Origin of the sequence: Shewanella sp. P1-14-1 (assembly GCF_001401775.1) — a bacterium.
Classification (GTDB): Bacteria; Pseudomonadota; Gammaproteobacteria; order Enterobacterales; family Shewanellaceae; genus Shewanella; species Shewanella japonica.
The window spans coordinates 78,189-104,140 of sequence record NZ_LKTL01000003.1 but is presented as its reverse complement, the minus strand read 5'-3'; the positions used below and the strand labels follow the sequence as shown (position 1 = coordinate 104,140).

The 25,952-nt window shown below is 41.4% G+C and carries 16 protein-coding genes; 5 read left to right on the top strand and 11 right to left on the bottom strand.

What is annotated here, in order from left to right:
* Positions 1-19 precede the first annotated feature (19 nt).
* Complete coding sequence (locus AN944_RS02725) at positions 20-1,216, bottom strand: cytochrome P450 (RefSeq protein ID WP_055023050.1); 1,197 nt, start codon at positions 1,214-1,216, stop codon at positions 20-22.
* Between the two features lie 264 nt (positions 1,217-1,480).
* On the opposite strand from AN944_RS02725, the gene AN944_RS02720 reads away from it, so the two are divergent.
* Both AN944_RS02720 and AN944_RS02715 read left to right on the top strand, forming a co-directional pair.
* Positions 1,481-1,813, top strand: a complete 333-nt coding sequence (locus AN944_RS02720; protein ID WP_055023049.1) for a hypothetical protein — start codon at positions 1,481-1,483, stop codon at positions 1,811-1,813.
* A gap of 189 nt (positions 1,814-2,002) precedes the next feature.
* Positions 2,003-2,452, top strand: coding sequence for a hypothetical protein (locus tag AN944_RS02715; RefSeq protein WP_055023048.1), 450 nt, complete (start codon positions 2,003-2,005; stop codon positions 2,450-2,452).
* Positions 2,453-2,537: 85 nt separating this feature from the next.
* Here AN944_RS02715 and AN944_RS02710 read toward each other — a convergent pair whose 3' ends face one another.
* From AN944_RS02710 to AN944_RS02665, 10 genes are all read right to left on the bottom strand, one after another.
* Entirely contained in the window at positions 2,538-5,168 is a 2,631-nt protein-coding gene (locus tag AN944_RS02710) for a glycoside hydrolase family 3 C-terminal domain-containing protein (RefSeq protein WP_055023047.1), read from the bottom strand.
* 111 nt (positions 5,169-5,279) lie between these two features.
* Positions 5,280-6,035, bottom strand: coding sequence for a DUF6445 family protein (locus tag AN944_RS02705; protein WP_235530838.1), 756 nt, complete (start codon positions 6,033-6,035; stop codon positions 5,280-5,282).
* A gap of 65 nt (positions 6,036-6,100) precedes the next feature.
* A complete protein-coding gene (locus AN944_RS02700; RefSeq protein WP_055023046.1) occupies positions 6,101-7,618 on the bottom strand; it encodes a tryptophan halogenase family protein in 1,518 nt (505 codons plus the stop codon).
* A 119-nt stretch (positions 7,619-7,737) separates the two neighbouring features.
* Positions 7,738-8,751, bottom strand: coding sequence for a cupin-like domain-containing protein (locus tag AN944_RS02695; protein ID WP_055023045.1), 1,014 nt, complete (start codon positions 8,749-8,751; stop codon positions 7,738-7,740).
* 41 nt (positions 8,752-8,792) lie between these two features.
* Positions 8,793-9,512 carry a SapC family protein gene (locus AN944_RS02690; RefSeq protein ID WP_055023044.1) on the bottom strand — a complete coding sequence of 240 codons (720 nt, stop codon included), beginning with the start codon at positions 9,510-9,512 and terminating at the stop codon, positions 8,793-8,795.
* Between the two features lie 79 nt (positions 9,513-9,591).
* The gene (locus AN944_RS02685; protein ID WP_055023043.1) at positions 9,592-11,181 is read right to left on the bottom strand and encodes a tryptophan halogenase family protein; all 1,590 of its coding nucleotides are present in this window, start codon (positions 11,179-11,181) and stop codon (positions 9,592-9,594) included.
* Positions 11,182-11,448: 267 nt separating this feature from the next.
* The gene (locus tag AN944_RS02680; protein WP_055023042.1) at positions 11,449-14,448 is read right to left on the bottom strand and encodes a TonB-dependent receptor; all 3,000 of its coding nucleotides are present in this window, start codon (positions 14,446-14,448) and stop codon (positions 11,449-11,451) included.
* A gap of 945 nt (positions 14,449-15,393) precedes the next feature.
* On the bottom strand, positions 15,394-16,398 hold the full coding sequence (locus tag AN944_RS02675; RefSeq protein WP_055023041.1) for a LacI family DNA-binding transcriptional regulator: 1,005 nt from the start codon (positions 16,396-16,398) through the stop codon (positions 15,394-15,396).
* A gap of 240 nt (positions 16,399-16,638) precedes the next feature.
* Positions 16,639-17,958 (bottom strand): glycoside-pentoside-hexuronide (GPH):cation symporter, encoded by a 1,320-nt coding sequence (locus tag AN944_RS02670; protein WP_055023040.1) that lies wholly within the window; start codon positions 17,956-17,958, stop codon positions 16,639-16,641.
* Positions 17,959-18,014: 56 nt separating this feature from the next.
* Entirely contained in the window at positions 18,015-19,349 is a 1,335-nt protein-coding gene (locus tag AN944_RS02665) for a GH1 family beta-glucosidase (RefSeq protein WP_055023039.1), read from the bottom strand.
* Positions 19,350-19,647: 298 nt separating this feature from the next.
* Here AN944_RS02665 and AN944_RS02660 point away from each other — a divergent pair, with 298 nt between their 5' ends.
* The 3 genes from AN944_RS02660 (at position 19,648) to AN944_RS02650 (ending at position 25,846) form a co-directional block, all read left to right on the top strand.
* On the top strand, positions 19,648-20,943 hold the full coding sequence (locus tag AN944_RS02660) for a sugar MFS transporter (protein WP_055023038.1): 1,296 nt from the start codon (positions 19,648-19,650) through the stop codon (positions 20,941-20,943).
* Positions 20,944-21,005: 62 nt separating this feature from the next.
* The gene (locus AN944_RS02655) at positions 21,006-23,645 is read left to right on the top strand and encodes an exo 1,3/1,4-beta-D-glucan glucohydrolase (protein ID WP_055023037.1); all 2,640 of its coding nucleotides are present in this window, start codon (positions 21,006-21,008) and stop codon (positions 23,643-23,645) included.
* A gap of 134 nt (positions 23,646-23,779) precedes the next feature.
* Positions 23,780-25,846, top strand: a complete 2,067-nt coding sequence (locus AN944_RS02650; protein ID WP_082419862.1) for a glycoside hydrolase family 16 protein — start codon at positions 23,780-23,782, stop codon at positions 25,844-25,846.
* Positions 25,847-25,952 lie beyond the last annotated feature (106 nt).

Here is a 25,952-nt window from a genome sequence, read left to right as displayed (position 1 = left end):
TTCTATATTTAGTGTGGTGTTATCGGTAAGGACTGAATATCGCGTTCAGTTGCTCATAGCCGACTTTTCGCTGAAATGCGCCCCAGTCTTCGATGTTATCTTGTTGTGATAGCACCTCAATCGTGTCAACTTTATTGGTTAGTGTCGTGATGAGCGTCTTGATTATTTGCCTTGCATGGGTGGCTCCAAGACAGTTATGTGTTCCAAAGCCGAAAGCGACATGAGGGTTAATTTTTCTATCTAAAATGACTTCATTTGGTTGTTCGAAAACCGAGGCATCGCGATTTGCTGAAGCCCAGCAAAGTGATATCCGTGAGTCAGCTGTCACTCCCTGCTGAGCCACATCTGTATCTTGGGTAACGACTCGGCCCATATGAGTTAACGGTGAAAAATAGCGAATTAATTCCTCGACAGCTCTGGGTATAATTTCGGGCTCTTTTCTGAGTCGAGAAAGAGACGATGGCTGACTGGCAAAGTAGGCAATGGTATTGGTGACAGCATTAATCACCGTATCTCTGCCGCCTGCAAAGGTTAATATCATCACGCCTTTAATTTGCTCTTTAGATAGCTTTTTACCGTCGATACAGGCACTAAGTAAGGATGAGTAAAGGCTGTCGCTTGGCATTTTTATGGCTAATTCAATTTGATTATCAATATAATCGTATAAGATTGCGGCTTTTTCGCCGTCTAACTCTGACTCGTTACTGCGAAACACATGGGTGCCCCAATTAATCCAGACTAAGGATTCTTCATAAGGTACATTTAAAAGCAAAGTGAGTGCCCGAGATTGTAGTTTTAGCGAAAATTCGCTCACAATATCGGTCGAACCATTGTGAATAACATCATCAACGAGTTCTGCAATGATTTGTTGTAATGAGTTGATATAGCCTTGTTCCAGTGGTCTTTTAAACCATGGATTAAGTAAATCACGAAATTGCTTATGCTCTGGAGGGTCGAGCTCAAAAGGAATTTGCCTTGTCTCTCTAATACTGACTTCTGAAGGAACAACGATGCGCCCTGGAACTGCCCCAGATTGGAATATCTTCCAGTTATGAGCACACTTTCGTACGTCTTTTAACCCTAAAATCATCGTCACAGGATCATCCTGATCTTCAATGAAACCCAATCCTTTTGTAATACGTGCTTGTTCAAAAACATCAGGCAACTGGTCAGTAGGGTTAATAGGGCATCGATTTATCGGGCGATTATTATTCATGTCACTATTCCCCTGTGCTGGCGACTAAAAAACGGTTACCTTGTTAAATTAATAGTGTTAATCCTATGGCATCAATCGATGCCTAAATACGCATATTAGGGCCAGAAGTATCAAATATTTGCACTATTGGCATGGTTGAAGTGAAATAGAAGCTGTCATTACAAGCGCATTAACCATAAGAACGGATTAACGGATGAAGCAGATGGGATAGAGTCAGTGAGTGAATACTTTTTGGCATAGACTCTCGCAAAACAAGGATTGAACGTGGTACACAAATTAACAGCCATCACGCTGAGTATATATGCCTTGATAGCAGGGTGTTTATTATTGTTTTCATATGCAGACAAGACAATTTGGCAACAATTTATTTATGCCATTATATTTATTGTTATTCCCATTATTGGCACGCTTAGTAGTCTTTATGGTGATAAAGGAGGCATTAGCTTAGTGTTATTACTCATGGCATCGCAGGTAATTAGACCCTTGACTCCGTTTGAGTTTTTTCCTTTTTATGCGCCTTTTTCTCTTGCTTTTCCTTTTGGCCAAATTGAGCAAGGAAAGGGGTATTTATTTGATATTTTTGCCTTTGTGATGTAGCTTGTCGTTGCTTTTATGTTGAAACCCAAAAAACAATAGCTTAAAGATTAGGGCTCACGGTTGAACTTGAAGCTGACATTAATGTCATAAAAACGACCAAAGTTTACATAAAGTATGACGTATAAAATACGAGCCTATAGTAAACAGACGTTAGAAATTGACCATTAGATAAACATCAAAGGAAGGAAAATGCGTGCTATCAAAGGATTGTTATATATCGCTGCAAGCGTCGTTGTTTTGTATCCATTATGGGGATTAATTCAACCCGCAAGTTATTTGACTGAAATTGTCGAGGTTTATCCTTTTGCTGGTGATGCTAATGAGGCTCAAGTTAGAGTCGCTGCAGGATTATTATTGTTGAGTAATACCGTGATGGGCTTATCTTTGGTAAGCATTGCTGGGTTTATCGCGCGTCCAACGTCTATTCACCTATTGAAGCTTTCCGCTTTATTACTGATTACGTATCCGTTTCTATTAACTGTCGTTGAGGTGTTTTCTGCTAAAGCACTTTCAAGTCACCTTGAGGCATCTGCTGTAACAGTAGAGTTTTCAGCAATGAAGTTGTTTTATGTGATTTTTGGTATCGGGTTATTGGGCGTATTTAAAACAATTTCACTTAATGATGTTACAAAGGCCTAAATCAAAAACAGCGTAAACCGTGAGTCACTCAATCGGTATACGCTGTTTTAAATGCTGGATAAGATTCGTCTAGCAAGCCGTCTTGCTATTTTTGATAGTTAAAGCTTTTTTGCAAACGAATATCTTCTACTGATGAGCCAAGCATTACAGTAAATTTCCCCGCCTCAGCAAGCCAATCATTTGAGTTAATATCCCAAAAAGACAGGTCTCGCTGAGTTAAAGTAAAGCTAACTTGGCCCGTTTCGCCCGCTTTGAGCCATATTTTATCAAAACCTTTTAGCTCTTTTTGTGGACGCGAGACGCTGGCTTTTACGTCATGAAGATATAGTTGCGCGACTTCGGCACCATCAATGCCACTAGTATTAGTAATGTCTGCTGTAATGGTCATTGTGCCACCTTCAGCCATTGTACTTTTAGATAGCTTGATATTGTCATAACTAAATTGACTGTATGATAAGCCATGGCCAAAAGGGAATGCAGGAGCAATTTTTTGTTGCTCAAACCAGCGATAACCAATAAATACGCCTTCGGAATATAACGACTCCGTTTCATTGTAATCATTCAACGCTATCGGTGCGGTGTCCTGTAATGACTTAGGTAATGTGATAGGCATTTTTCCATTTGGGTTGGCATCGCCAAAGAGGATGTCACTATAAGCATGGCCCGCTTCCATTCCGCCGTACCAGCCCCAAGCAATAGCGTTAGCTTTGTCTGCCCATGGCATTTCAACTGCCGAGCCTCCAATGATAAACACAACAGTATTCGGGTTAACCGCAAGGAGTTTATTGATAATTTCATCTTGTTGACCTGGAAGCTTCATATCTGGGCGATCAATGGACTCACGATCATCAGCATGGCTCAGGCCGCCAAAATACAACACGGCATCGGCATTTTTGGCTGCTGCTAAATATTCAGCTTCATCGTTATATAAACTGTTTGGCGTTTCCCAGCCTAAAGTGACTTGCTGTTGACCTTGATAAATTAATCTAATGGCATAGGTCTCTTCAGCGGTGAGCTCAATGACATACTCGATAATGTTGGCTGGATTTGCTTTTTTATTGACTAATACCTTGTCATTAACAGCAAGGCTAACATCGCCATCCGCTAGTATTTTTAAGGTATGCTTACCTGATTCAACTGGCTTAATATTGGCTTTTATCTCAACATTTTGAGGCTGATTTTTGGCATCGAATTGGGGATCGGCAATCCAAGATTCACTGGTTAGCTGATTAAGTTGTTTATCGGCATAGTAGTTAATCTGCCAAGAAGGGGTGCCTGTCCAATGACGTGTCGTAAGGTAATCATTAGGGATAGGCATAAACTGACTACTTGCAGGGCGCATATGCTGAATATTAACGTTTTTTCCTGCTTGTTTAAACTTGGCCTTGAGTCCGTCTAATGGGCTGATTTCGTACAATGCTTTTACTTCTGATGAGCCGCCACCAAAGCCGTGACGTTTATCTGCATTAGGGCCAAGCACTAAGATATTGTTAACTTTTTTGGCATCTAAAGGCAGCACTTTACCGTCATTTTTAAGCAGTACCACTCCATTAGTAGCGATGGTGCGCGCATTATTTCGGTGAGCCTGAGTATTACGCTCACCTGACAATCGCTGTTTATCCATCATGCCAATACTTAATTGTACTCTAAGAATTCGGCGTACTTTATCATCAAGCTCTGACTCAGGCACTTTGCCAGCTTTTATCATGTTTAGCAGCGGTGTTGCGAGAAAATACTCATCATAACTTGCGACATCTGTGCCCATTTCAATATCAAGGCCATTCATCGCAGCGTCATAGGTATTAATATCGACATTCCAGTCAGTCAACAACACGCCCTCGTAGCCCCATTCACCTTTTAAGATGGTTTTAATAAGGTGATGACTTTGGTTAGCGTTAGTTCCGCGAAATTCATTATATGCTCCCATGATGGCATAAACGTTGGCCTCTTTAACTGCAGCTTCAAAAGCGGGCAGGTAAACTTCACGTAATGTGCGTTCATCGGGTTTTGCATTCACTCCAGTGCGATTTAGTTCTTGAGTGTTTAGGGCATAGTGTTTGACAGTTGCACCAACATCGTTGGCTTGAATGGCTTTGACTGTGGGGACAACCAAGGCTGCAGCGAGATAAGGATCTTCACCCATGTATTCAAAATTACGACCGTAAAGAGGTAAACGAGCCAAGTTGACACCTGGGCCGAGTATGAGGTCTTTATTACGGTGGCGAGCCTCAGCGCCAAGCACATTGCCATGTAAGCTCGCCATGTTCGGATCCCAACTTGCTGCGACAGCGGTAAGTGGTGGTAAATAGGTCGAGTAGTCATTAGTCCAGCCTGCTGGTGCCCAAGAATTTCTGTCAATTTCATAGCGTACGCCGTGAGGCCCATCCGACATCCACATTTCATGAATATTGAGTCTCTCGATAGCTGGGATATGAAATTTACCCCCTGCATGCACTAAGGAGACTTTTTCTTCTAAAGTCAGTTGTGGCAGTAATCTTTCAATTTCAGCTTCTACTTTCGATAGTCGTGTCTGTAAACGCTGCTGCTCAGATTGGCTTAATACAGAAAGCGCATGGTTCTGATTAGTGTTCATCCCATCTGATTGAGCGAAACTGCTGGAAGTACTGATAAGCATTGATGCCGAAAGGGAAACAACCAGGGCGTGTTTAATATCTTCTGTAAGCGCTTTCATTTTATGGCGATGTTTCATTGTCATGTCAGAGTCCTTGCTGATTATTTTTATTTAATTTGGTTATTCACTGCAGCTGGTTTCGAATTAGTGGATTCGAATTAGTGAATTCGAATAACGAGATAATTTGCTCAACGCTTATGTCACATTGATAAATATATTGGCGGTTAAGCGCCCGGAACTTGGATTACTATCTATATCCGTTTGTTGATTAACTAAGGTTGAGTGCAATAAGTTTCCAGGGTAAATGACTAATCGATGTTGTTTGTAATCGACTTGATGGTATTGCTGGTAGTATTCATTACTGTCAACGAAGTATTTCGCAGGAAAGGGCGCTAACGCCTGTAAATAGGGCTCAGCAGCGCGAAAATAATTATCCATATTCGCTTGTGTAATTCGCTCATAACCTGTTGGTTGATGCTTAAAAAAAGCCGTGGCGCCATGTGTACTGTCATTAAGGTATTGTAATAATGCAAAATAATATGGCGCTGGGGTGTCAAAATGAGGAATACGCTGCAAAGTCGTTAAACTTTCCGGTGGTCGGTTTATCAATGAAAAGTAGGTCGCTTGCGGCTTGATACGCAAGTTTTTAGGGATTTTATAGACATCGTAAATCAGCTGAAATACCTGATTTAGCACTTCAATGACGTAGTCTCTAGGGAGCTTGGCTCTAACACCTGGATAGTAAGAGCCTTTATCGAGATTAAAGTCGATTTGGTTAGCATAATTCTGTAACGCTGATAAATCGGTTGTAAAGTCATCGATAACAATCACAGGCGTTTGCAGCTCACCGATATAATGGATCTCAGGGTTCAAAGGCTTGTTGATTAACACCAATGAATCGAGATTTTTCATATCTTGCGCCCGCTGACGCTGTGATTGAGAACTTGTCATACTCTACCTTTACACTTCATTTAGTGACTTAATAACGTTCCTAGCTTACTCACTGCATTGCAGACTTACAGCATTTTTGACTTGCAGTAATGCTGCACGAAATCATAATGATCAGGCAAGTTTGCTACTTTTTGTTTTGCTTTTGCCTTTATTGATGCAAGGAAGTTTTCTAGCTCATCATCTTCCATCATGTCAACAATTGGGTGGTATTGTTTTGGAGCAAGACCCTGTCCCATCATGACTTGAATCCAAGAGCTCTCACCAAATAACTCATTACCATGTTTATATACTTTGCCAGATGCATCAAACATATCGATTCGGTGTTGAAGTGATGCAGGTACGCTCATGTTTTTACAATAACGCCAGAATCGGCTATCAGTTCGGTCAGTGACTTTGTAATGCAAAACAATAAAGTCGCGAATATTTTCAGTTTCGGTGCGAGTTTGTTCATTAAACTCATTAATGTCTTCTTCAACGAGCCCTTGAGAAGGGAACATTTGCAATAAGCGCACAATGCCACGTTGAATTAAATGAATGCTGGTGGACTCTAGGGGTTCTAAGAACCCGGAAGATAGACCTATAGCAACACAGTTCTTATGCCAGGTTTTACGGCGGCTACCTGTGCGGAATTTGATGACACGAGGGTCTGTTAATGGTTCACCTTCGATATTGTCCATCAAGGTGGCTTTAGCTTCTTCATCGCTCATGTACTTACTGCAAAATACTAAGCCATTGCCTGTACGACTTTGCAGTGGAATGCGCCATTGCCAGCCTGATTCTCGCGCAATTGAGCGAGTATAAGGAATCGGTTTTTCAGTGGTTTTAGTTTGCACCGCAATGGCGCTGTCGCAAGGTAACCAGTGACTCCAGTCATCAAAGCCGGTATTGAGAGTCTGCTCAATTAACAGCGCTCTAAATCCAGTGCAATCAAGAAACAAATCACCCTCGATAACGTCTCCTGATTCAAGGGCTAATCCGCGAATATTACCAGTATCATCATGCTGGAGGACTTCTTTAATTTTGCCCTCAATTCGGGTGATGCCATGTTGCTCAGCAATACCCCTTAAGAACTTGGCGTACAATGTGGCATCCATATGGTAGGCATGGTTGTAATCTTGATTAGGTAATACGGCAAAACGCCCCTCACGAGCCGCTAAATGCTCGGTACAGTAATCACCAATTTGGCTGACGATACCGCGTTGTTGCCCTTTGAGCCAAAAATGTTGAAATCCACATGCCCAACAGTCTTTGCCTAAAAATCCAAAGGAGTGAATATAATCTTTACCTACGTCATGCCAGTTTTCAAATGCAATTCCGAGCTTAAAGGTTGCATTGGTCGCAGCCATGACATCTTGTTCTTTTATGCCAAGTAAACGGTGAAAGATGTGTAGCGTTGGAATCGTGGCTTCACCAACCCCAACGGTGCCTATTTGGTCTGACTCAACCAGCACCACTTCTAGGTGTTTTCCCAGTAACTTTGTTAATGCAGCTGCAGCCATCCAGCCCGCAGTACCACCACCGGCAATCACGACTTTTTTAATCGGTTTGTTTGAACTTGTTGTATTTGAAGCTTGCTTTTGCATAACAAAATGTCCTTTGAATCAACTTATACCCGAGGTAATTTTATTTTCGTTGTTGATTTTGTTCGTTAAGTTGCTGTTTGTGTAAATCAAATGGCCGCACATTAGTATCACAGAGGCGATTACCGCTTGAGCTTGTTTATTAAGTCTGCTCTTAACTTACGTGCGTTTAATTCATCCAGTGGCTTAGTTTGCATGCCCTGAGCTGAATCTGGTATGTGCGAAACGTCATCGTCATCATGGTCAAAAATATAATGATTAAAATGCGCCTTCCAAGCTTGTCGTTGCGCTTTAGGTAAAGAGCGTAAGCTGAGCATTGCCAGTGCTAGGGCGTTATTGGGTCTTCCTAGGTAAGCGGGTGTATCTCGCCACCAATGGGTAATGAGTACATTAAATGCTTCGATACCACTGACTTGATGCCACCACATGCTTGGAACATACAGTACATCGCCAGGCTCTAGCTCGGCAGTTTGAGCAGCGTTGAGGGCATGTTGGTATTTGGGGAATTTTTCAAAGTCAGGATTATCAAAATCCACCATACTGATTTCTTGGCCGCCGGGTGCAAATTCCATTGGGCCAGTATATAAATTGCCTACTTGCTCAGGAGGGAATAAGGTAAATGTTCGCTTTCCCACAACGTTACAGGCTAGATTCTGAGGAAAATCAAAATGCGTCGCAATGCGAGATTGATTGCCTAACCACACACTTGTCAGAGGATGAATCTTGTCAAATGTTAGACTGTTTTCAGCAGCAAGCCCTGGCAGAAACTGATTAATTTCTGTTGATCCCATATAAATACTGGGTGGAAGGGCATCGTCTTTATGGGTAAATAGCTTATCAATGACTTGGCGTAAGTTTAGCTGCGCTGCTTGATAGTTAAAACCATTGACTTGCTCGTTATAAAAAACGCGCCCTTTATGCTCTGGTGAAACATAATAGGCGGTAACTGGTGCTTCTTGATAAAATGTCAGTAAGTATTGTGCGGCGGCTTCTGCACTTTGTTGTCCTGCTTGCACAATAGGCCAATGGGCACATGCGCCTTTAAAAATCACAGGCTCATCTGTGTTATCAATCACTTTTAAAATATGACTGATTTCAGTGTTATCAATGACCCTGACTGCCTGCTTTTTTTCCATTGACTACAACCTTTTAAATAATCCTAACGAGACATTGCTATCTATTGTGCATTTTTAAAGTTGAGTAATTGTCTGATATTGGATTGTGATGCCAACGTCATATAAATTGCGCTCAAATAGCCGTTTTGATGCAGCTCACCTAAAGTTTCGGCAGGTAAGCTTGCTAAGGTTTCTTCATTGATGGTGTAAAAACCAATCATTTGGTGCTTGGCGCCATTATCAAGTTCAATATCTAAAGTGAATGATTCGAGCAGTTCTAGCTTGATGAGCGTTTCAATGAACTGTTTACTGTCAATTAACCCATGATGGATCACTTCAAGCATTTCACCGACTTCATCTAAATAAGGCGTATTACCGCCGTATGGAAAAAATAGCGGCTCACCTTCAGTTTCATTAATACGAGGATGATTAGGGTCAAGGTGAATCACACGTTGTACTTGCTCTACACCGTCTTCTTGAATAGTTTGTTGGCCGATTAAAAATGGCTGACGACGAACGGTAAGCGGGATATAAGATGCTTGCCATTTGCCATCTTGTAAAAACAAATTCTCTTTATGTTGAAAACCAAACATGGCAACAGAGTAAAACTGACCTGTATTACTGTCTTTTTGAAAAAAGATGGGATAGTGCGCTTGAACACTTCTGAATTCAGCCGGAAAAGTCACTGTATACCATAGGTTATCACCGTACTTTTCTGAGCGTTCGGTAATAATTTTAATATCTTTATGATCGACACTGTTGAGTAATACTGGTTTGTTCATGCTGACATCCTAATCAAATATTATTGGTTTTTGCTGTTTTTCAATTGTTCAAAAGAAAACAGATATTGTTATTTTGTTGCTAAATATGGGGCAAGCCATATTGACGAATTTTATTGAGCAGCTCGCGATTGGTTGGCAGGATTTGCTTTAATCCCTGGGTTCGCTTGATATTTTCAGTAAACAACTGCTGAGCACGCTGTTGAAGCGTTGGTTTTAGGTGAGTTGGCACATGGGTCTCAAACGCCATTCCGTATAATACAAACTGAAAACTTGCAGCGGGAAATAACACGTCAGTGTGCTGAATATCATGCTTATTGGGCGTTTGGGTTCGCCATAGCGCTATCTGCTGTTGCAATGATTCTGGTATGGTCGATGACTCTCGATGATCATGCCAATAATCACTATCGCTGCGCTGACTTAATACGTAATGTAACTTTAAAAATTCAATAATTTGTTGCCAATGCTGAGAAAATCGTTGATTGACTCTAGTGGCAACAATATCCATAACTTGTCTATTGGCAGGTAGTTGCTGCGCTAAGGTATTGGCGCTCCATTCAACTAATGCTAATGCAGAGGCTTCTAACGGCTCAATAAAGCCCGATGCCATACCAATTGCCATACAATTGTTTTTCCAGCAAATTTTTCGGTGACCTGGTGCTATTGATAGTTTTCTAATATCAAGGTTATCGAGGTCAACATTGACACTGGGTCTTAAGTAGTCAATCAATTGCTGTTCAGCTTGCGCTTGATCAGTATGGCTAGACGAATACACATGGCCCACACCACGTCTTGTCGGTAAGCCGATATCCCATATCCAGCCATTGGTTTGTGCGGTTGAATGAGTGCATGAAGCAATCTCAGTATCATCAGTTGGGTAAGGGACTTGAATCGCTAACGCTGAATCGTTAAATAACACTGATTTTTGACATACAAACGGTACATGCATTTGCTCACCGAGTAGCAAAGATTTTACCCCTGTACAGTCAACAAAGAAGTCTGCTGTCAGCTCGCCTGAATGTTGAGTGACTAATGAACGAATATCGCCATTCTCAGCTTTTTGAATATCGCTGACATGGTCTTGAATATGAGTTACACCGAGCTTTTCGGTACAATGTTGTTGCAGTAACTGACTAAATTTACCCGCATTGAGATGGTAACCGTAGTTGTTTTGAAACTGGTATTCACCGGTAGTAATTTGTTTAGGTGCCAAGCCCTGCATACTCAGTTGGTTTTGTTGGCCAACAGCGTCAGCAAAACTGACTTGTTGACGGTGAGGCAGCCAAAAAGGGCATAAATCAATTTCGTTAGTGCCAATTGGTAAACTGAATGGATGAAGGTAATGATCTCGGGGTTGCTTGGTTAGATCAGCGTCTGGGCTATGGGTCCAATTGATAAAACGAGAGCCTTGTTTAAAGCTTGCATCGCAGCTGATTAAGAACTCAGTTTCACTGATACCGATTTTTTTCAGCGTCGTGCGCATTGAAGGCCAAGTGCCTTCACCAACACCAATAGTGGCAACATCTGGTGATTCAATTAATGTAATGTTGAGCTTAGGGGAGGGCGATAATTTGCCATTGTCAGCGTTATGTTCAGCAGCCAAAATGCCAGCGGTAATCCATCCCGCAGTGCCGCCGCCAACAATAATGATGTCTCTTATCGCGTGTTCCATAATCTGCCTATTATTGTTTTGTTTTATCGTTAAGGCTGTATTGAAATGTTTGTTACTAAGAATAATGTGATTTTGAGTTTATTTAGCATTGAATATTTTTCAATCACTTACAAGAGGTATAGCGTAATAATTTGTATTAATAAAAATCAAAATGAAATTTAAAAAAGGTGCAACGTCCTTGTTGCTAACGGATGTAGCTTAAAAAAGAGGTGACCATAATAGTCACCTCAAACGACCTTAGTTTACATTTTGCAAAAGGTGCACACGTTAGAATGTATAACGAGCGCCAAGACTGTATCGAGCTCCTGTTTGTGTGTAGTTAAGTACTTGAGTACTTGAACGACCATGAGTTCGAGTATTCTCTTCAGTAATGTTTAACCCTTCGAAGAATACTGTTAAGCCTTCAACTGCGGCGATGTCGTAACCAATATTGAAGTCAACTTGCGAGTATTCTTCAGTGTAAGATGGGTTAGCACCTGTACCGTCACCAGTTGAGTTCAAGAACTCATCACGCCAGTTCCAAGCAAGACGAGCTGAGAAACCGTAGTTTTCATAGATAGCAACAACGTTCGCTGTATCACTGATATTAGTTAATACGTTTTGTGGCTCATCACCTGGACGGTTTAAGTTGAAGTTGTCATAAGAATCACCCGCATTCACTAACGTGTAGTTAGCTTGCATACCGAAACCAGACTCTCCAAAGAAGTGCTGTACCGCAAACTCCCAACCATCAATAACTGAGCTGTCGCTGCTATTAGACGGTGTGGTAATCACGAAGTTTAAATCAGGGTCACCAGGGTTACCTGTAATTTCGATATTACCGTTATCAGGGTTTAACGTAACGTTTGGATCTGTTGCGCCGTAGTTATCATAAATCCACTGGCGTTGCTCAATTGCGGTTGTTGCACCTGCAGCAATGGCTTCTTGAACGTAAACACCATTTGATGGATCCGGAATGTTGTAGATATTTGAATTAACAGGGTTACTGTCAATGAAGTTTGTTACGTCTTTACGGAAGTAACCAACAGAAACATAACTGCCTTCAGCATAGTACCACTCACCAGAGAAATCATAGTTAGTTGATTCAAGCGGTAATAAACTTGGGTTACCACTTTCACCACTACCACCACCACGGTTAGCGAGTGTGCCTACCGACGTACCACCTTGAATAGAGGTATAATCTGGACGACCAATGGTTTCACTGTAAGCTGCACGTAAATAGATATCTTCTACCACTTCAATGTTGAAGTTAAAGCTTGGTAGTAAGTAATCGTATGAGCCTGTTTGAGTACCAAATACGCGGTTATCAGCCGTTGTACTTTCTAGAGCAATCTCAGTTTCCGCAATCCAAGTCGCTTGATCGTACGATGATACTGCGGACTTAGATTCAACATCGGTTTTCTCGTAACGCAAACCTAAGTGAACATCAAATGGCATATCACCAAGCTCGCCTTCGTAGTTATATTGTACGTAAGCAGATTGAGATTCTTCTTGAGTGAAGCGGTCAGTATCGCTAGCGTAATCAGTCGATGGGCAGAAACCATTACCACAATCACCAATCGCCGTTGAGCCGTATAATTCAGCTGCACGTGCTCTTACTGCTTCAAAGTCCCATAAGAAGATAACGTCTTGTGGGTCAATAGAGGCAGAACCTTGATAATCAGAGAAGTCACCTTGTGAACCATCAAACTTATCTTGAACACTATCTGCAGGGAACCATGAAGGGTCAAAGTCGCCTTCAGCACCTACACCACCCCAGTCATTACGTTGAACGTTAACTGATTGAGAATGGTTATTAACGTCAGTTGCAGCGATACCGAAATCAATACTACCCGCTTCTTCAAATACGTAAGTACCGTTAATTTGTAATTGTTCAATTTCAGATTTATTACGAGCGTTACCAAATACAGAACCGGTCACGCGCATATCTTCAGGGCGAACGGCATTACCGCCACCCACAGCGAGAACGGGTACATCACCAGTAAAGTCAGTCGCTGCACTTGTACGAATAAATGCTGCTGTACTTAAGTTACTGTTACTACCATTTTTGTTGTTTGGTGAGCGTTCAGCTTCTGAAGTGTGGTAATCCAATGATAAGAATAAATTATCTGTTGCATCCCACTCTAAGTTAAAGCCTAATGAGCCACTTTCATCTCGGGTACCGTAATCACCAGCTGCCATTGATAAATCGGCGCCGCCATCAGGGTAAGTTTCAGAGTAAACAAGTGGCGAAGATACTGGGCCGTCAGACCAAGTACTTTCTTGTGTTGGTACGAAGTTAAACCATGCAGAAACATCATGAGATTGAGTATCAACATCATTTTGCATGTAGGTGTAATCTAATGTTGCACGTAATGAGTCAATTGGCTCGTATTGCAGTACTAATTGACCATTTGTACGAGTACGTTGCTGCTCTTCAAAACGGTAAACCGTGGTTTGAGGAACTGCATATACGTCATCTTCGCCAGGGCGGTTGATTTGGTTATCGTCTTTTGGAACACCACCCCATTCAGCGTTATCGCCACCCCAGTCTTGGTCAACAATACCAGGGAAACTTCGCCAGCCTGTACCCACTTGCGCTTGCTGATTACCGCTTTCACGTTCTTGGTAACTTGCAGAGATAGAAATACCAAATTTGCCATCAGCAAAGGTATTTGAATATAAACCTGATAATTCAGGTGTTACAGAGCCTTCATCTGTTGATGTGTCATCAACGGCTTTAACACCAAATGTGGCTTTAAGACCTGGAGAGCTTAAAGGGCGATGAGTTAGAACATTAATGGTTGCACCGATACCACCGGTTGAGTTTTTCGCTTGGCTGGTTTTTTCAACTTCAACAGCACTAATTGCTTCAGAAGCAATATTGGCGAAGTCGAATGAACGCGAACCTGTGGTTACTGGCATTTGACGATTGTTCAGCATAACCAAGTTTTGGTCTGCACCGAAACCACGAACAGACACTCGGCTACCTTCACCATTTTGTCTGTCGATAGATACACCAGTAATACGTTGCAGAGATTCTGCTAAGTTACTATCCGGGAATTTACCAATATCTTCTGCGTTAATCGCATCAACGATACCGTCAGAGCTTCTTTTTAAATCCATTGATTTAATTAAGCTTCCACGAATACCAGTGACCTGAAGCACCTCGATGTTTTCATCTGCAGCGACTTCGTCTGCTGCAAATGCAGGCATCATGGTGCTTGCACTCAGTACTACCGACAAACTAGTGGCAATTCTGGTCTTTTTGAATGTTCTAGATTTCATCTAAGTCTCCCCTCGACTAGATCTCAGGCTACTACTCTCTGATTTTTTTATTCGGATTACGCATTCACGTAATGTGTTTTATTCATCATTTGTAAACGCTTTTAAAAGCCTTTATGTAAAAGTTAATGTAAGCGCTTACATAAAATTAGATTAATTTGTTAACAGCGTCAACAATAATTACGATAAAAAGTCACAACTTGTTAACCTTGTTTTTATAAAAGGATAAAGTAAAATTTTTTAGCTTATTGTTTTAATTGATTTAAATTTATTTTTTGTGCTTTTTTTTGTAGAAATAAAAAAGAAATATTTTTGTGATAGCGCTTACATTTTTATTGTAAATTTTAAGGTAGGGAGTTTGGTTTGTTGCAAATTTAAAATCATCATTTTTAAATCAAGACAATATACTGATTTAACGGGTTCCGATTTAAGGTTTCTTTGCCCGTTATTTGGTGCGATTAGTCATGTTTCAGCTGGCTACTTAGGGCACTTAAAAAGAGACGTTAGCCTCTAGGCAACGCTGAAGCACTTTTGAGCTTCAATTAATCAGTCAGTTCGCTCTTGAGTACCAAGCCTGATAAGTGAATAACCGAAATTAACACGATTGAAAAACAAAAGTGCCAGGGCATATTACTTGAACAGAGTACCTAGACAGAGCACAGAGTGAAGAGTGAATAACGGTAAAGCGAGTAGAAGGTTATAGGGAATAAAGCGGTAGCGAGTAAACGATAAAGGAGGGTGATATTAACACCTTGTGGATATCATGATAGGCGAGATGCCAGTTGTGCTTGTACTCATTACTGCGGAAACGCTAACTGTTTAAAGGAATAGGCAGAGAGGATATTGGCAAAGTATTAAGGTTATCGGGGTAATATAAAGCGTATAGGGAAACAGTATATGAGGGAATAGCGAGTTAGACTATTCCCTTAACGTCTTCAATTTCGAAGGTTACTTGTGTGGTGATGTCGCAGAGTCTCTCACTATCAGTTGCGGGATGAAGGTGTTTTCGACTATCGCCTTAGGGTCATTATATACATGCTTAAGCACCCAAAATGCAGCCATTTTACCCATTTCATGGATGGGGTTGTTCACTGTGGTGAGTTTTGGTGAAATATATTGTGGAAAAGGAATATTATCGTAGCCAACAAAAGAGAGTTCTTCAGGGATTTTCATGCCTCTTTCTAAGCAAACTGCAATCGCTCCTGAAGCCATCTGATCACTGGCACATACCACCGCTGTGAAAGGCTTATCGATGGTTAATAAATGATTCATCGCATCACTGCCGCCAAATTCACGGAAGTTACCTTCATAAAATAATGTCTTATCAAAGTCGACATTGAACTCTTTTAACGCTCGTTTATGTCCGAGTAAACGGTCTTGAGCATCTAGCTTATATAACGGGCCTGAAACGTAAGCAAGATCAGTATGACCTTGACTCAAAATATGCTTGGTTGCTAAATATCCGCCCAGTTCATTATCTAAATAAACACAACAATCACTGATTTCTTCAATATAGCGGTTAATGAGCACAATGGGAGTGTTGCCTTTATGTAGATTTATCAAGTATTCATCATCGACAGCTTCAACGTCTAGAATCAACGCATCACAGCCACGGCTCATTAAAAACTCGACACCGTCTTTTTCCTGTGATTCAACACTATGGCCAGCGGCAATAATAACGTGCTTATTGCCAGCTCGAAGCGCGGTTTCAATCTCGGTCATCATAGGGCCATAGTATGGACCATCAAGTTGAGAGACTAAGACTCCAACACTGTTTGAGCGACTAGACGCTAGTGATTGAGCGATGGTATTAGGTCGATAACCTAACTGATCCATTGCGCTTAATACTTTCTGGCGTGTTTTTTCACTGACCTTAGTATTGTTATTCATCACTCTTGATACCGTTGCCAGCGAAACACCTGCTAACACTGATACATCATATATAGTCGCCATATATCCCTATTTAATACTTGTTTTGCTAGTCAAAATCGAAAAACGCCGATAAGACTAGCATGAACCTTTTAGCATAATCATCAAAAAAACAGATAAATTGACGAATGTAACTCAATCATCAGGCCAATTTGACAGTATTTTCTTTTGATAGTGTAAATTGTATCAAGGCTGTTTGTTGTTAACTATATACAATTCTGAGTAAATTTATACTAACAGCTTTATCTATTAACCCATTGATAGTTATTCTGTAATCTCAGCATGAACCTGACTTACCGCTTTGTTATCTAAGGTGTACCATTTCATTACGATGGCTACGATGATAGAGCCGACAGCAGGGTAAAGGGTAAATGACATCAAAATACCGTGTTGTGTCGCTTCTGTTTGCTCTAAATCTGCTTGATAGCCATAAAAAGCCAGTAACCAACCAGCAGCTGCGCCACCAATTGCAACACCAAGCTTAATAAAGAAAATGATTGAAGAATAAATCATGCCAGTAATTCTAACGCCTGTTTTGTACTGGCCGTAATCGACAACATCCGCCATTTTAGCCCATAGCAATGGGGTGCCCATATTGAAGGTGAAGCCCCAAACAATGAACAGCGCAAATGCCAATTCCACTTGTTCACCCGATACAAAGTAGGCTGCTATACATAACGCAGCAGCAATAATTTGAATGGTAATATAAGCTTTTACTTTACAGACTCGTTTGGCTAAAGGCTCAGCTAAGATACAGCCAAAAATATTACCTATCATTCCAAGCGTGATAAATAAGGTAATGGAGTCAGGCATATTCAAATAATACTTAACGTAATAAATCGCTAAACTGGTTTTTAATACCATACCTGATAATAACCAAATCGCAGCGATTGAAAGAATGCGCCACTGATCGTTTTGCCAGAGTAATTTAAAGTCTTTTTTGAAGCTGAGGTTTTGATCTTTAGGAGGATGTAAGCGCTCTTTGGTTCCTAAGAAGCACAAGATAAACATCACTACGCCCAAGGCACTCATTGCCGCAATCGTAAGCTGATAACCTTTAGCTTGATCACCTTGTCCGAAATATTCAACTAAAGGTAAGGTTAATGCTGACACCATTAATCCACCAATCATGGCAAACACAAAGCGATAAGACTGGACGGAAACACGTTCTTTTGGATCTGCGGTTAATACGCCGCCTAATGCACAATAAGGAATATTAATGGCGGTATAAACCATCATCAGGGCGGTGTAGGTAACAAAGGCATAGATCATCTTGCCTTCTTCCGCTAAATCTGGCGTGGTGAAGGCCATAACACTGATAATACCGAAGGGCAGGGCAAACCAAATAAGGTAGGGGCGGAACTTACCCCATTTTGTTTCGGTTCTATCGGTTAATGCGCCCATTAGCGGATCGGTTATTGCGTCGATAAATCGTACTGCAAGGAACATGGTGCCGACAAATGCCGGCGAAATTCCAAAAATATCAGTATAGAAAAAGGTTAAAAATAACATCACGGTTTGAAACACGATGTTACTGGCGGTATCACCTAATCCATAGGCTATTTTCTCTTTAACGCTAATCATTGAAAACCTCTTTCGGGTTATTATTCTTTTTAAGTAGGGTTTTGAGTATTTATCGATTAATCAATGCGTTGATTAATAAAGTCACGGTAAGCTAAGCCACTGCGCTTTATGGTGCGTTTTTGTGTTTGGTAATCAACATACACTATTCCGAAGCGTTTTAAATAGCCTTCCGCCCATTCAAAGTTGTCCATTAAGCTCCAAGCAAAATAGCCATCAACTTTCACGCCTTGCTCTATAGCATTATTTACAGCGTTTAAATGGGCTTGATAATATTCTAGGCGGTCAATATCGTTAACGGCGTTATCTTCAATGTGATCGTCAATTGCCGCACCATTTTCAGTAATATAAATAGGAGGTAATGAGTAGGTATTATTGAGACTGGTTAATAAGTCAGTGAAGGCTTCTGGATAAATTTCCCACCCAATATCTGTTTTAGGGGCATCCTTCATATCTATTTGGACAAATTGATTGTCGCTACATGCTTGATAAACGGCGCGGGTATAAAAGTTAATGCCTAAAAAGTCGATTGGCTGACTAATGATTGCCATATCGCCTGGTTCAATGTCGGGTTTATCACCAGCTGCAAAATCGTTAATGATTGCTGGATACTCACCATCCATAATGGGTTTGATATACCACTGGTTAAAGTAGTCATCTGCAATCTGTGTCGCTTTTTTATCTTCTGCGCTTTGGGTCAGTGGATAGCATGGCGTAAAGTTAAGCACAATACCATTAAGAGATTGGGGACTATTTTTTTGAATCACTTGCATAGCCAATCCATGTGCAAGTAATAAATGGTGCGCAGATTTGCGGCCAAAAGCTTTGGTAGCAAGCCCTGGTGCATGAATACCAATTTCATAACCTAGATATGAACTACAAAAAGGTTCATTTAAGGTGGCGTAGGAATACACTCTATCACCTAAGGCTTTAGTAATTTTGTCCGCGTAGTCTTGAAAAAGGTATGCCGTATTTCGATTAAGCCAGCCACCTTCATCTTCAATATGTTGAGGTAGATCCCAGTGATATAGGGTGACGTACACTTTGATATCACGACGGTTTAATTCATCCATTAAGTTGATATAAAAGTTAACCCCATCTTGATTTAAGCTGCCATCTTGGTTAATCACTCTTCCCCACGAAAGTGATAAACGGTAAGCATCGACACCTAAAGATTCGATTAAATTGACATCTTCTTTCCAAAGCGCAACGTGCTCGCAGGCTTGCTTACCGTCTGAACCATCTCGAATTTTATCTGGAGTCGCACAAAAGGTATCCCAAATACAAGGCAAGCGAGAATCTGCTGCTCCTTCAATTTGGAAAGAGGCAGTTGCCACTCCAAACGTAAATGATTTTGAGTGCATTTTAGAATTTTCGGGTAGAGAAATTTTCATATTTATTATTCACTTAATATGTTTCAGGCGTATTTGTGTCAACGAAACTACAGCGTCTTTTACTCAGGGTAATACCTAAGTGTTTTTACAATGATTACTTACAAAAAGCGTTGACTTTCGTTATCGATATGTTAAAAATGAAAGCGCTTACATCGAGATTAGTGATTAATTAACAAAAGGTCAATAATTGATTTAGATAAATCTTGAAACAGCCTATCTGCGTACTACTAAAGGTGTACAGCTACAGTGCTTAGATAGTCATCGACCATAAATAGATAATAATTAAAGAGGGAATGACATGGCCAGTGCACCATTAAATGCAGAGTCTGCAGAAATGGGAAGTGTTCATCAAAGCGGTAACTTTAAGTTTGCGTTGATGGCATTAACCTCATTATTTTTTATGTGGGGATTTTTGACCTGCTTAAATGACATCTTAATTCCATATTTAAAAAGTATGTTTGAATTAAGTTACACCCAAGCCATGTTAGTGCAGTTTTGCTTCTTCGGTGCTTACTTTATTGTTTCCGTACCTGCTGGTGCTTTAGTTGGCAAAATAGGCTATCAAAAAGGCATTGTGACAGGGCTTGCGATTGCCTGCGTTGGCTGCTTGATGTTTTATCCATCAGCTAGCTATGCCTCTTATTGGATGTTTTTAAGCGCGTTTTTTGTATTGGCTGCTGGTATTACAATTTTACAAGTTGCAGCGAACCCTTATGTCAGTGCGTTAGGCCCAGCTGAAACCGCTTCTTCTAGACTGACGATGACCCAAGCATTCAATGCGCTTGGTACCACTGTCGCGCCGTTTTTTGGCAGTTACCTCATTCTTAGCAATATGAGTCACAGTGATGATTCAGCTGCTGTTGAAAGTGCAACCATTGAAGCCGTTCATCAAGCAAGTACAGTGCAAGTTCCTTATTTAATGTTAGCTGGTGCATTGTGTGTGCTGGCGATAATTTTCTTTGTTTTAAAGCTACCTGTACTTGGTATCAGTGAACAAAACACCCAACAGTCTTCTTCTGATACTGGCAGCGCTTGGAAGTTTCCACACCTTGTTTTAGGTGCAGTAGGTATTTTTGTTTATGTGGGCGCTGAAGTGGGTATTGGTAGCTTTCTGATTAACTTTTTAACTCAACCTGATATTGGTGGCTTTACTGAAGCGCAAGCGGCTAAATACATTGCGTATTACTTTGGTGGTGCCATGGTCGGACGCTTCATTGGCGCATTAGTCATGCAAAAAATTGCGGCGGGTAAAGTACTGGCCTTTAATGCAACTTGCGCCGTGCTATTAGTGGCCGTTGCGATGCTTGCTGAGGGCACGACTGCGATGTGGGCTCTGTTGTTGGTTGGATTATGCAATTCAATCATGTTCCCGACGATTTTCAGTTTAGCACTGACCGATTTAAAGCAACACACCAGTCAAGGTTCAGGCGTACTGTGTTTAGCCATTGTGGGTGGGGCTATTGTGCCGCTACTACAAGGCATGCTAGCTGACTCATTTGGTATTCAAATGGCGTTTATTTTACCGTTAGTTTGTTATGCCTTTATTGCCCATTATGGCCTTATTGGCAGTAAGGCAAAGCGTCCACAAGCTTAATACCACAAGTTTTTTATTAATTAATCTTCTGCGAAGGCAGATTGGATAGAAAAGGCAATATTATGGATAAGGCAACTAACGTATTCGCAAATAAGCAAATAACCTTGCCACTCACTCTGCTAGCTGTCGTGATGGGTTTATCGGCATGTGGCGAAGATGAAACAAAGAAATCAGTACCAAAGGTAAGTGATGATAAACCTGCACCTGTAGCTGAAACGTCACAAACGGTGTCCAATAAGATTGTTTCTGGGACTGTTTCAGGTGACATTTCTATTTGGCCGGAGTTGGCGATTCCATTTACAAAAGACGCTGCGCTTGAGAAGCGTATTTCTGATTTGATGGCGACAATGACACTTGAGCAGAAAGTTGCGCAGATGATCCAACCTGAGATCCGTGATATTACCGTTGAGGATATGCGTACTTATGGATTTGGCTCTTACCTTAATGGTGGTGGCGCCTATCCTAATAATGATAAACATGCCACGCCTGCAGATTGGATTAAACTCGCCGAAGATATGTACCAAGCATCTATAGATGACAGTATTGATGGCAATGCAATTCCAACTATGTGGGGCACAGATGCCGTACACGGTCATAATAACGTTATTGGCGCTACGCTTTTCCCTCATAACATTGGTTTAGGTGCGGCGAATAATCCAGACTTAATTCGTGAAATAGCCGCCATTACCGCTAAAGAGGTGATGGTAACAGGTATTGATTGGGTATTTGCCCCCACGGTTGCTGTTGTACGTGATGATCGCTGGGGACGTACATACGAAGGCTATTCTGAAGATCCACAAATAGTTAAAGCCTACTCACATGCTATCGTCGAAGGTCTTCAAGGCAAGGTCGGAGATGACTTTTTATCTGATCAACATGTTATTTCCACAGTGAAGCATTTCTTAGGAGATGGTGGGACTGAAAAAGGGATAGACCAAGGACAAAACCTAGATTCTGAGCAAGAACTATTTGATATTCATGCTCAAGGTTATGTGGGTGGATTGACTGCTGGCGCTCAAACCGTCATGGCGTCGTTTAACAGCTGGCAAGGCAAAAAAATTCATGGCGAAAAATACCTACTGAATGATGTGCTTAAAGACAAAATGGGCTTTGATGGCTTTGTTGTAGGGGATTGGAATGGTCATGGACAAGTCGATGGCTGTACTAATGAGTCATGTGCGCAAGCGGCAAATGCTGGGTTGGATGTGTACATGGTACCTACAAGTGCATGGAAACCATTATATGAGAATACGATTGCCCAAGTGAGAAATGGTGAAATCCCTCAAGCAAGAATAGATGATGCAGTTAGCCGTATACTCAGAGTGAAAATTCGTGCTGGCTTGTTCGAAAAAACCAGTCCTGCTAACCGTGAAATTTCAGGTAAAACTGAACTTATTGGTGCTAAGGCACATCGTGATGTCGCCAGACAAGCAGTACGCGAATCGTTAGTTTTACTGAAAAACAATAATAATGTGTTACCACTTTCTCCAAAAATGAACGTTTTAGTCGCTGGTGATGGCGCAGATAATATTGGTAAGCAATCTGGCGGGTGGAGTATCACATGGCAAGGCACCGATAATCTAAATGAAGACTTTCCTGGTGCAACCTCTATTTATGCTGGTATTGCTAAAGATGTGACAGCGGCTGGTGGCCAAGTAACACTTAATGTTGATGGTCAGTTTGAAGCAAACAATAAACCAGATGTTGCTATTGTTGTATTCGGTGAAGAGCCTTATGCAGAAGGTAATGGTGACATTGATAACCTTGAATACCAACGTGGTGATAAACGTGATTTAGCATTACTTCGTTCACTTAAGTCTCAAGGTATTCCTGTTGTGTCTATCTTTATCAGTGGTCGTCCTATGTGGGTGAATCCTGAGCTAAATGCATCGGATGCCTTTGTTGCTGCTTGGCTTCCAGGTACTGAAGGCGATGGTATTTCACAAGTGCTATTTAGTGATAAAGACGGCAAAGTAAATCATGACTTTACCGGTAAACTTTCATTTTCGTGGCCAACTCGACCTCAGCAAACAGAAGTTAATGTCCATGATGAAAATTATCAGCCTTTATTCGCTTATGGCTATGGCCTGAAGTATGGCGAGAAGAGTGACGTGTCTAATGCGCTCTCGGAAGATAATTTTGCAGCCCAGGAGAAGTTAACTTCATTAGCATTGTTTGAACGTGCAGTAAAAGCGCCTTGGCGATTAATGATTGGTACTGAATCATCGTCCGATACTGTCAGTAGCAGCATTCAAAGTAATGATGTTGTGACGATCAGAACTTTTGATAAAGTTGTTCAAGAAGATGCTCGTTTAGTTAGTTTTAATGGTACAGGCCTTGGGTTTGTAGGATTAATCAGTAACTTTCCTCGTGACTTACGAGCATACTCAAACACCGATTCAGCGCTGTCAGTGTTAATTAAAACCACCAATAAAGTTGAGCAGCCAGTGATGTTAGGGGTTGCATGTGACCGAGATTGCCGCGCAGATGTGGATATTGCTAATGCCTTAAATACAGCGGTAGGTGAGTGGCAAACCATCAGTGTTGATTTGAAGTGCTTTGCAAATAAAGACGTGAATTTCGGTAACATCAATACACCTTTCTATTTGGCAACCAATGGGAGCGCTGAGATTAACTTTAGCGACTTATTGATTGTGCCTAATGCGGCAGAAACAGCCACAATAACCTGCCCAGACGCCTAATATAATTTTTGTTTTGTCGGCTAGCATAATGCTAGCTGGCAAGTTATTCCTGCACTGTTGTGAACTTGCAATTAATTTTGTAGGGGATTTTGCTAGATTTTTTTCGTGATTTTTGAGTATTCCTTGGGGGGAAAATGAAAAAAAGAGCATCAGTTTTAACTATCACAAGTGTGAGTCTCGCTGCAGCCATGTTATTAGGATGCGGCTCTGACAGTGCCACAGATGTTGTTGAAGACACCACACCTGTCGATAACAGCGAAGAACAAGAAAACCTATGGAATTTGGTATGGAGCGATGAGTTTGATGGTACCACTATCGATTTAGACAAGTGGAACCTCGCATATAATTGTTATGGCGGAGGCAATGAGGAGCAGCAATGTTATACCCAGCGTCCCGAAAATAGCCAAGTTGCTGATGGAAAGTTAGTGATTACTGCACAGCGAGAAGATTTTAGTGGTCCTGCTGTTGCATTGGGCGATCCTAATTATGATGAAAACGATACGTCAAAACAGCAAGCGTACACATCAGCACGATTAGATTCGACGAACAAAGGTGACTGGAAATATGGCCGTTTTGAAATCCGTGCCAAAATGCCGCAAGGGCAAGGTACATGGCCAGCGATTTGGATGTTGCCAACAGATTGGGTTTATGGCCCGTGGGCTGGTTCCGGCGAAATCGATATTATGGAAGCGGTTAACCTTAAAGTGGTGACTGAAGGCTCTGTTCCAGAAGCTAAAATTCATGGCACCTTGCATTACGGTAAAGCCTGGCCTGGCAATGTGTACTCTGGCGCTGAATATAGCTTACCTGATGGGGCTAACCCAGCTGACGATTTTCATGTTTATGCCATTGAGTGGGAGAAGGATGAAATTCGTTGGTATGTTGATGACGTCCACTTTGCAACTCAACGTTCAACAGGTTGGTACAGTCAATACGTCGATAGTGATGGTAATCTCGCTAATGCAGCGGAAGATGCTCCTTATAATCAACCATTTCATATGATTTTAAATCTAGCAGTTGGTGGAACTTGGGCGGGTAATGTCAATAACACTGGGGTTGATGAAAGTTTTTTCCCGCAAGTATTAGAAGTGGACTACGTTAGAGTTTATGAGTGCAGTGTGTCACCCGAAACTGGGGCTGGTTGTGCCAGCGTAGGTGACAATGCTGAGATTGTTGAAGGGCATGTTGCCCCTGAAATTACTGTGCCATCAACAGATATAGGTGCGGGGCCAGAATTCATACTATATGACGAAGGACTCGCTGAGGGGTTAAGTCTTGATAGCTACAATCCTGATAATGCGGTGACATTACAAACGATAACTGTTGAGGGAAAGGGGGAAGTGCTTCAGCTAGATAAAGTTGGCGCGACAGGTAATGCTTATTTTAGTTATCCACCTACTGCTGATTTGTCACATTGGTCAGCAAACGGCACTTTACTTTTTGACTTAAATCTATTAAGCACAGACAACGACGTTGAGTTATTGGTCAAAATTGATAGTGGTTGGCCGAATGTTAGTGATGTGAGTGTTAGCTTACCTGAATTGAATACTTGGACAGAAATCCGTATACCTATTGCGGAACTTGTTGCCAGTGGTAATCGGTTTTCTCCAGGAAGTTTCGTTGATTTAGCATCAGTATCAAATCCCTTTGTCATTGAACCATTAGGCAATATGAGCTTACAAATCGATAATGTCCGTTATGAATATCAAGTATCAACGGCTAATGAGCTTATTATTTATGATGATGAAGTAAAAGCTCCTTTTACTATTGGTCATTATGCGGCATCAGGCAGCGTTGCAATTGAGCAACTAGACGTCGGTGCTGACCATGGCATTGTCAACCAGTTTAGTTTTAATACTGATGAGGCTGTGGTGTATTTTCAAAGTACAGGCTTGCAGCAAGATGTCAGTAGCTTTGCTGCGGTCGAATTTGATCTTAACGTCATAACAGACCCTCGCGAAGTACGCGATTTTAATATTAAAGTCGATTGTGGCCATCCATGTAGTTCAGGAGATTTTGCCATCCCAGCGCCTGAAGTTGGCGCATGGACACATTACCGTATTGCGTTAGCTGATCTCGTCGCCAATACAGGTTCAAGCTTGGTATTAACGCAAGTGGATACGCCGTTAGTTATTTTCCCTGCATGGGGCAATCAAAATGGTGTTGTAATGCAGGTGGATAAAGTGCAGCTGGTTAAATAAATGGGACAATACTTTTAAGATAACAAGTGTTAGTTACAGTAGCGTCACTGGATAACTCCTGCCTTTTAGCCACCATTTTGTGGCTAAAAGGATAATAACATTCAGG

Coding starts and splice junctions, on each gene's coding strand:
- AN944_RS02650 (WP_082419862.1), top strand. CDS start 23,780: ATGAAAAAAAGAGCATCAGTTTTAACTATCACAAGTGTGAGTCTCGCT.
- AN944_RS02690 (WP_055023044.1), bottom strand. CDS start 9,512: ATGAACAAACCAGTATTACTCAACAGTGTCGATCATAAAGATATTAAA.
- AN944_RS02665 (WP_055023039.1), bottom strand. CDS start 19,349: ATGAAAATTTCTCTACCCGAAAATTCTAAAATGCACTCAAAATCATTT.
- AN944_RS02725 (WP_055023050.1), bottom strand. CDS start 1,216: ATGAATAATAATCGCCCGATAAATCGATGCCCTATTAACCCTACTGAC.
- AN944_RS02705 (WP_235530838.1), bottom strand. CDS start 6,035: ATGACAAGTTCTCAATCACAGCGTCAGCGGGCGCAAGATATGAAAAAT.
- AN944_RS02700 (WP_055023046.1), bottom strand. CDS start 7,618: ATGCAAAAGCAAGCTTCAAATACAACAAGTTCAAACAAACCGATTAAA.
- AN944_RS02670 (WP_055023040.1), bottom strand. CDS start 17,958: ATGATTAGCGTTAAAGAGAAAATAGCCTATGGATTAGGTGATACCGCC.
- AN944_RS02660 (WP_055023038.1), top strand. CDS start 19,648: ATGGCCAGTGCACCATTAAATGCAGAGTCTGCAGAAATGGGAAGTGTT.
- AN944_RS02680 (WP_055023042.1), bottom strand. CDS start 14,448: ATGAAATCTAGAACATTCAAAAAGACCAGAATTGCCACTAGTTTGTCG.
- AN944_RS02685 (WP_055023043.1), bottom strand. CDS start 11,181: ATGGAACACGCGATAAGAGACATCATTATTGTTGGCGGCGGCACTGCG.
- AN944_RS02715 (WP_055023048.1), top strand. CDS start 2,003: ATGCGTGCTATCAAAGGATTGTTATATATCGCTGCAAGCGTCGTTGTT.
- AN944_RS02695 (WP_055023045.1), bottom strand. CDS start 8,751: ATGGAAAAAAAGCAGGCAGTCAGGGTCATTGATAACACTGAAATCAGT.
- AN944_RS02655 (WP_055023037.1), top strand. CDS start 21,006: ATGGATAAGGCAACTAACGTATTCGCAAATAAGCAAATAACCTTGCCA.
- AN944_RS02710 (WP_055023047.1), bottom strand. CDS start 5,168: ATGACAATGAAACATCGCCATAAAATGAAAGCGCTTACAGAAGATATT.
- AN944_RS02675 (WP_055023041.1), bottom strand. CDS start 16,398: ATGGCGACTATATATGATGTATCAGTGTTAGCAGGTGTTTCGCTGGCA.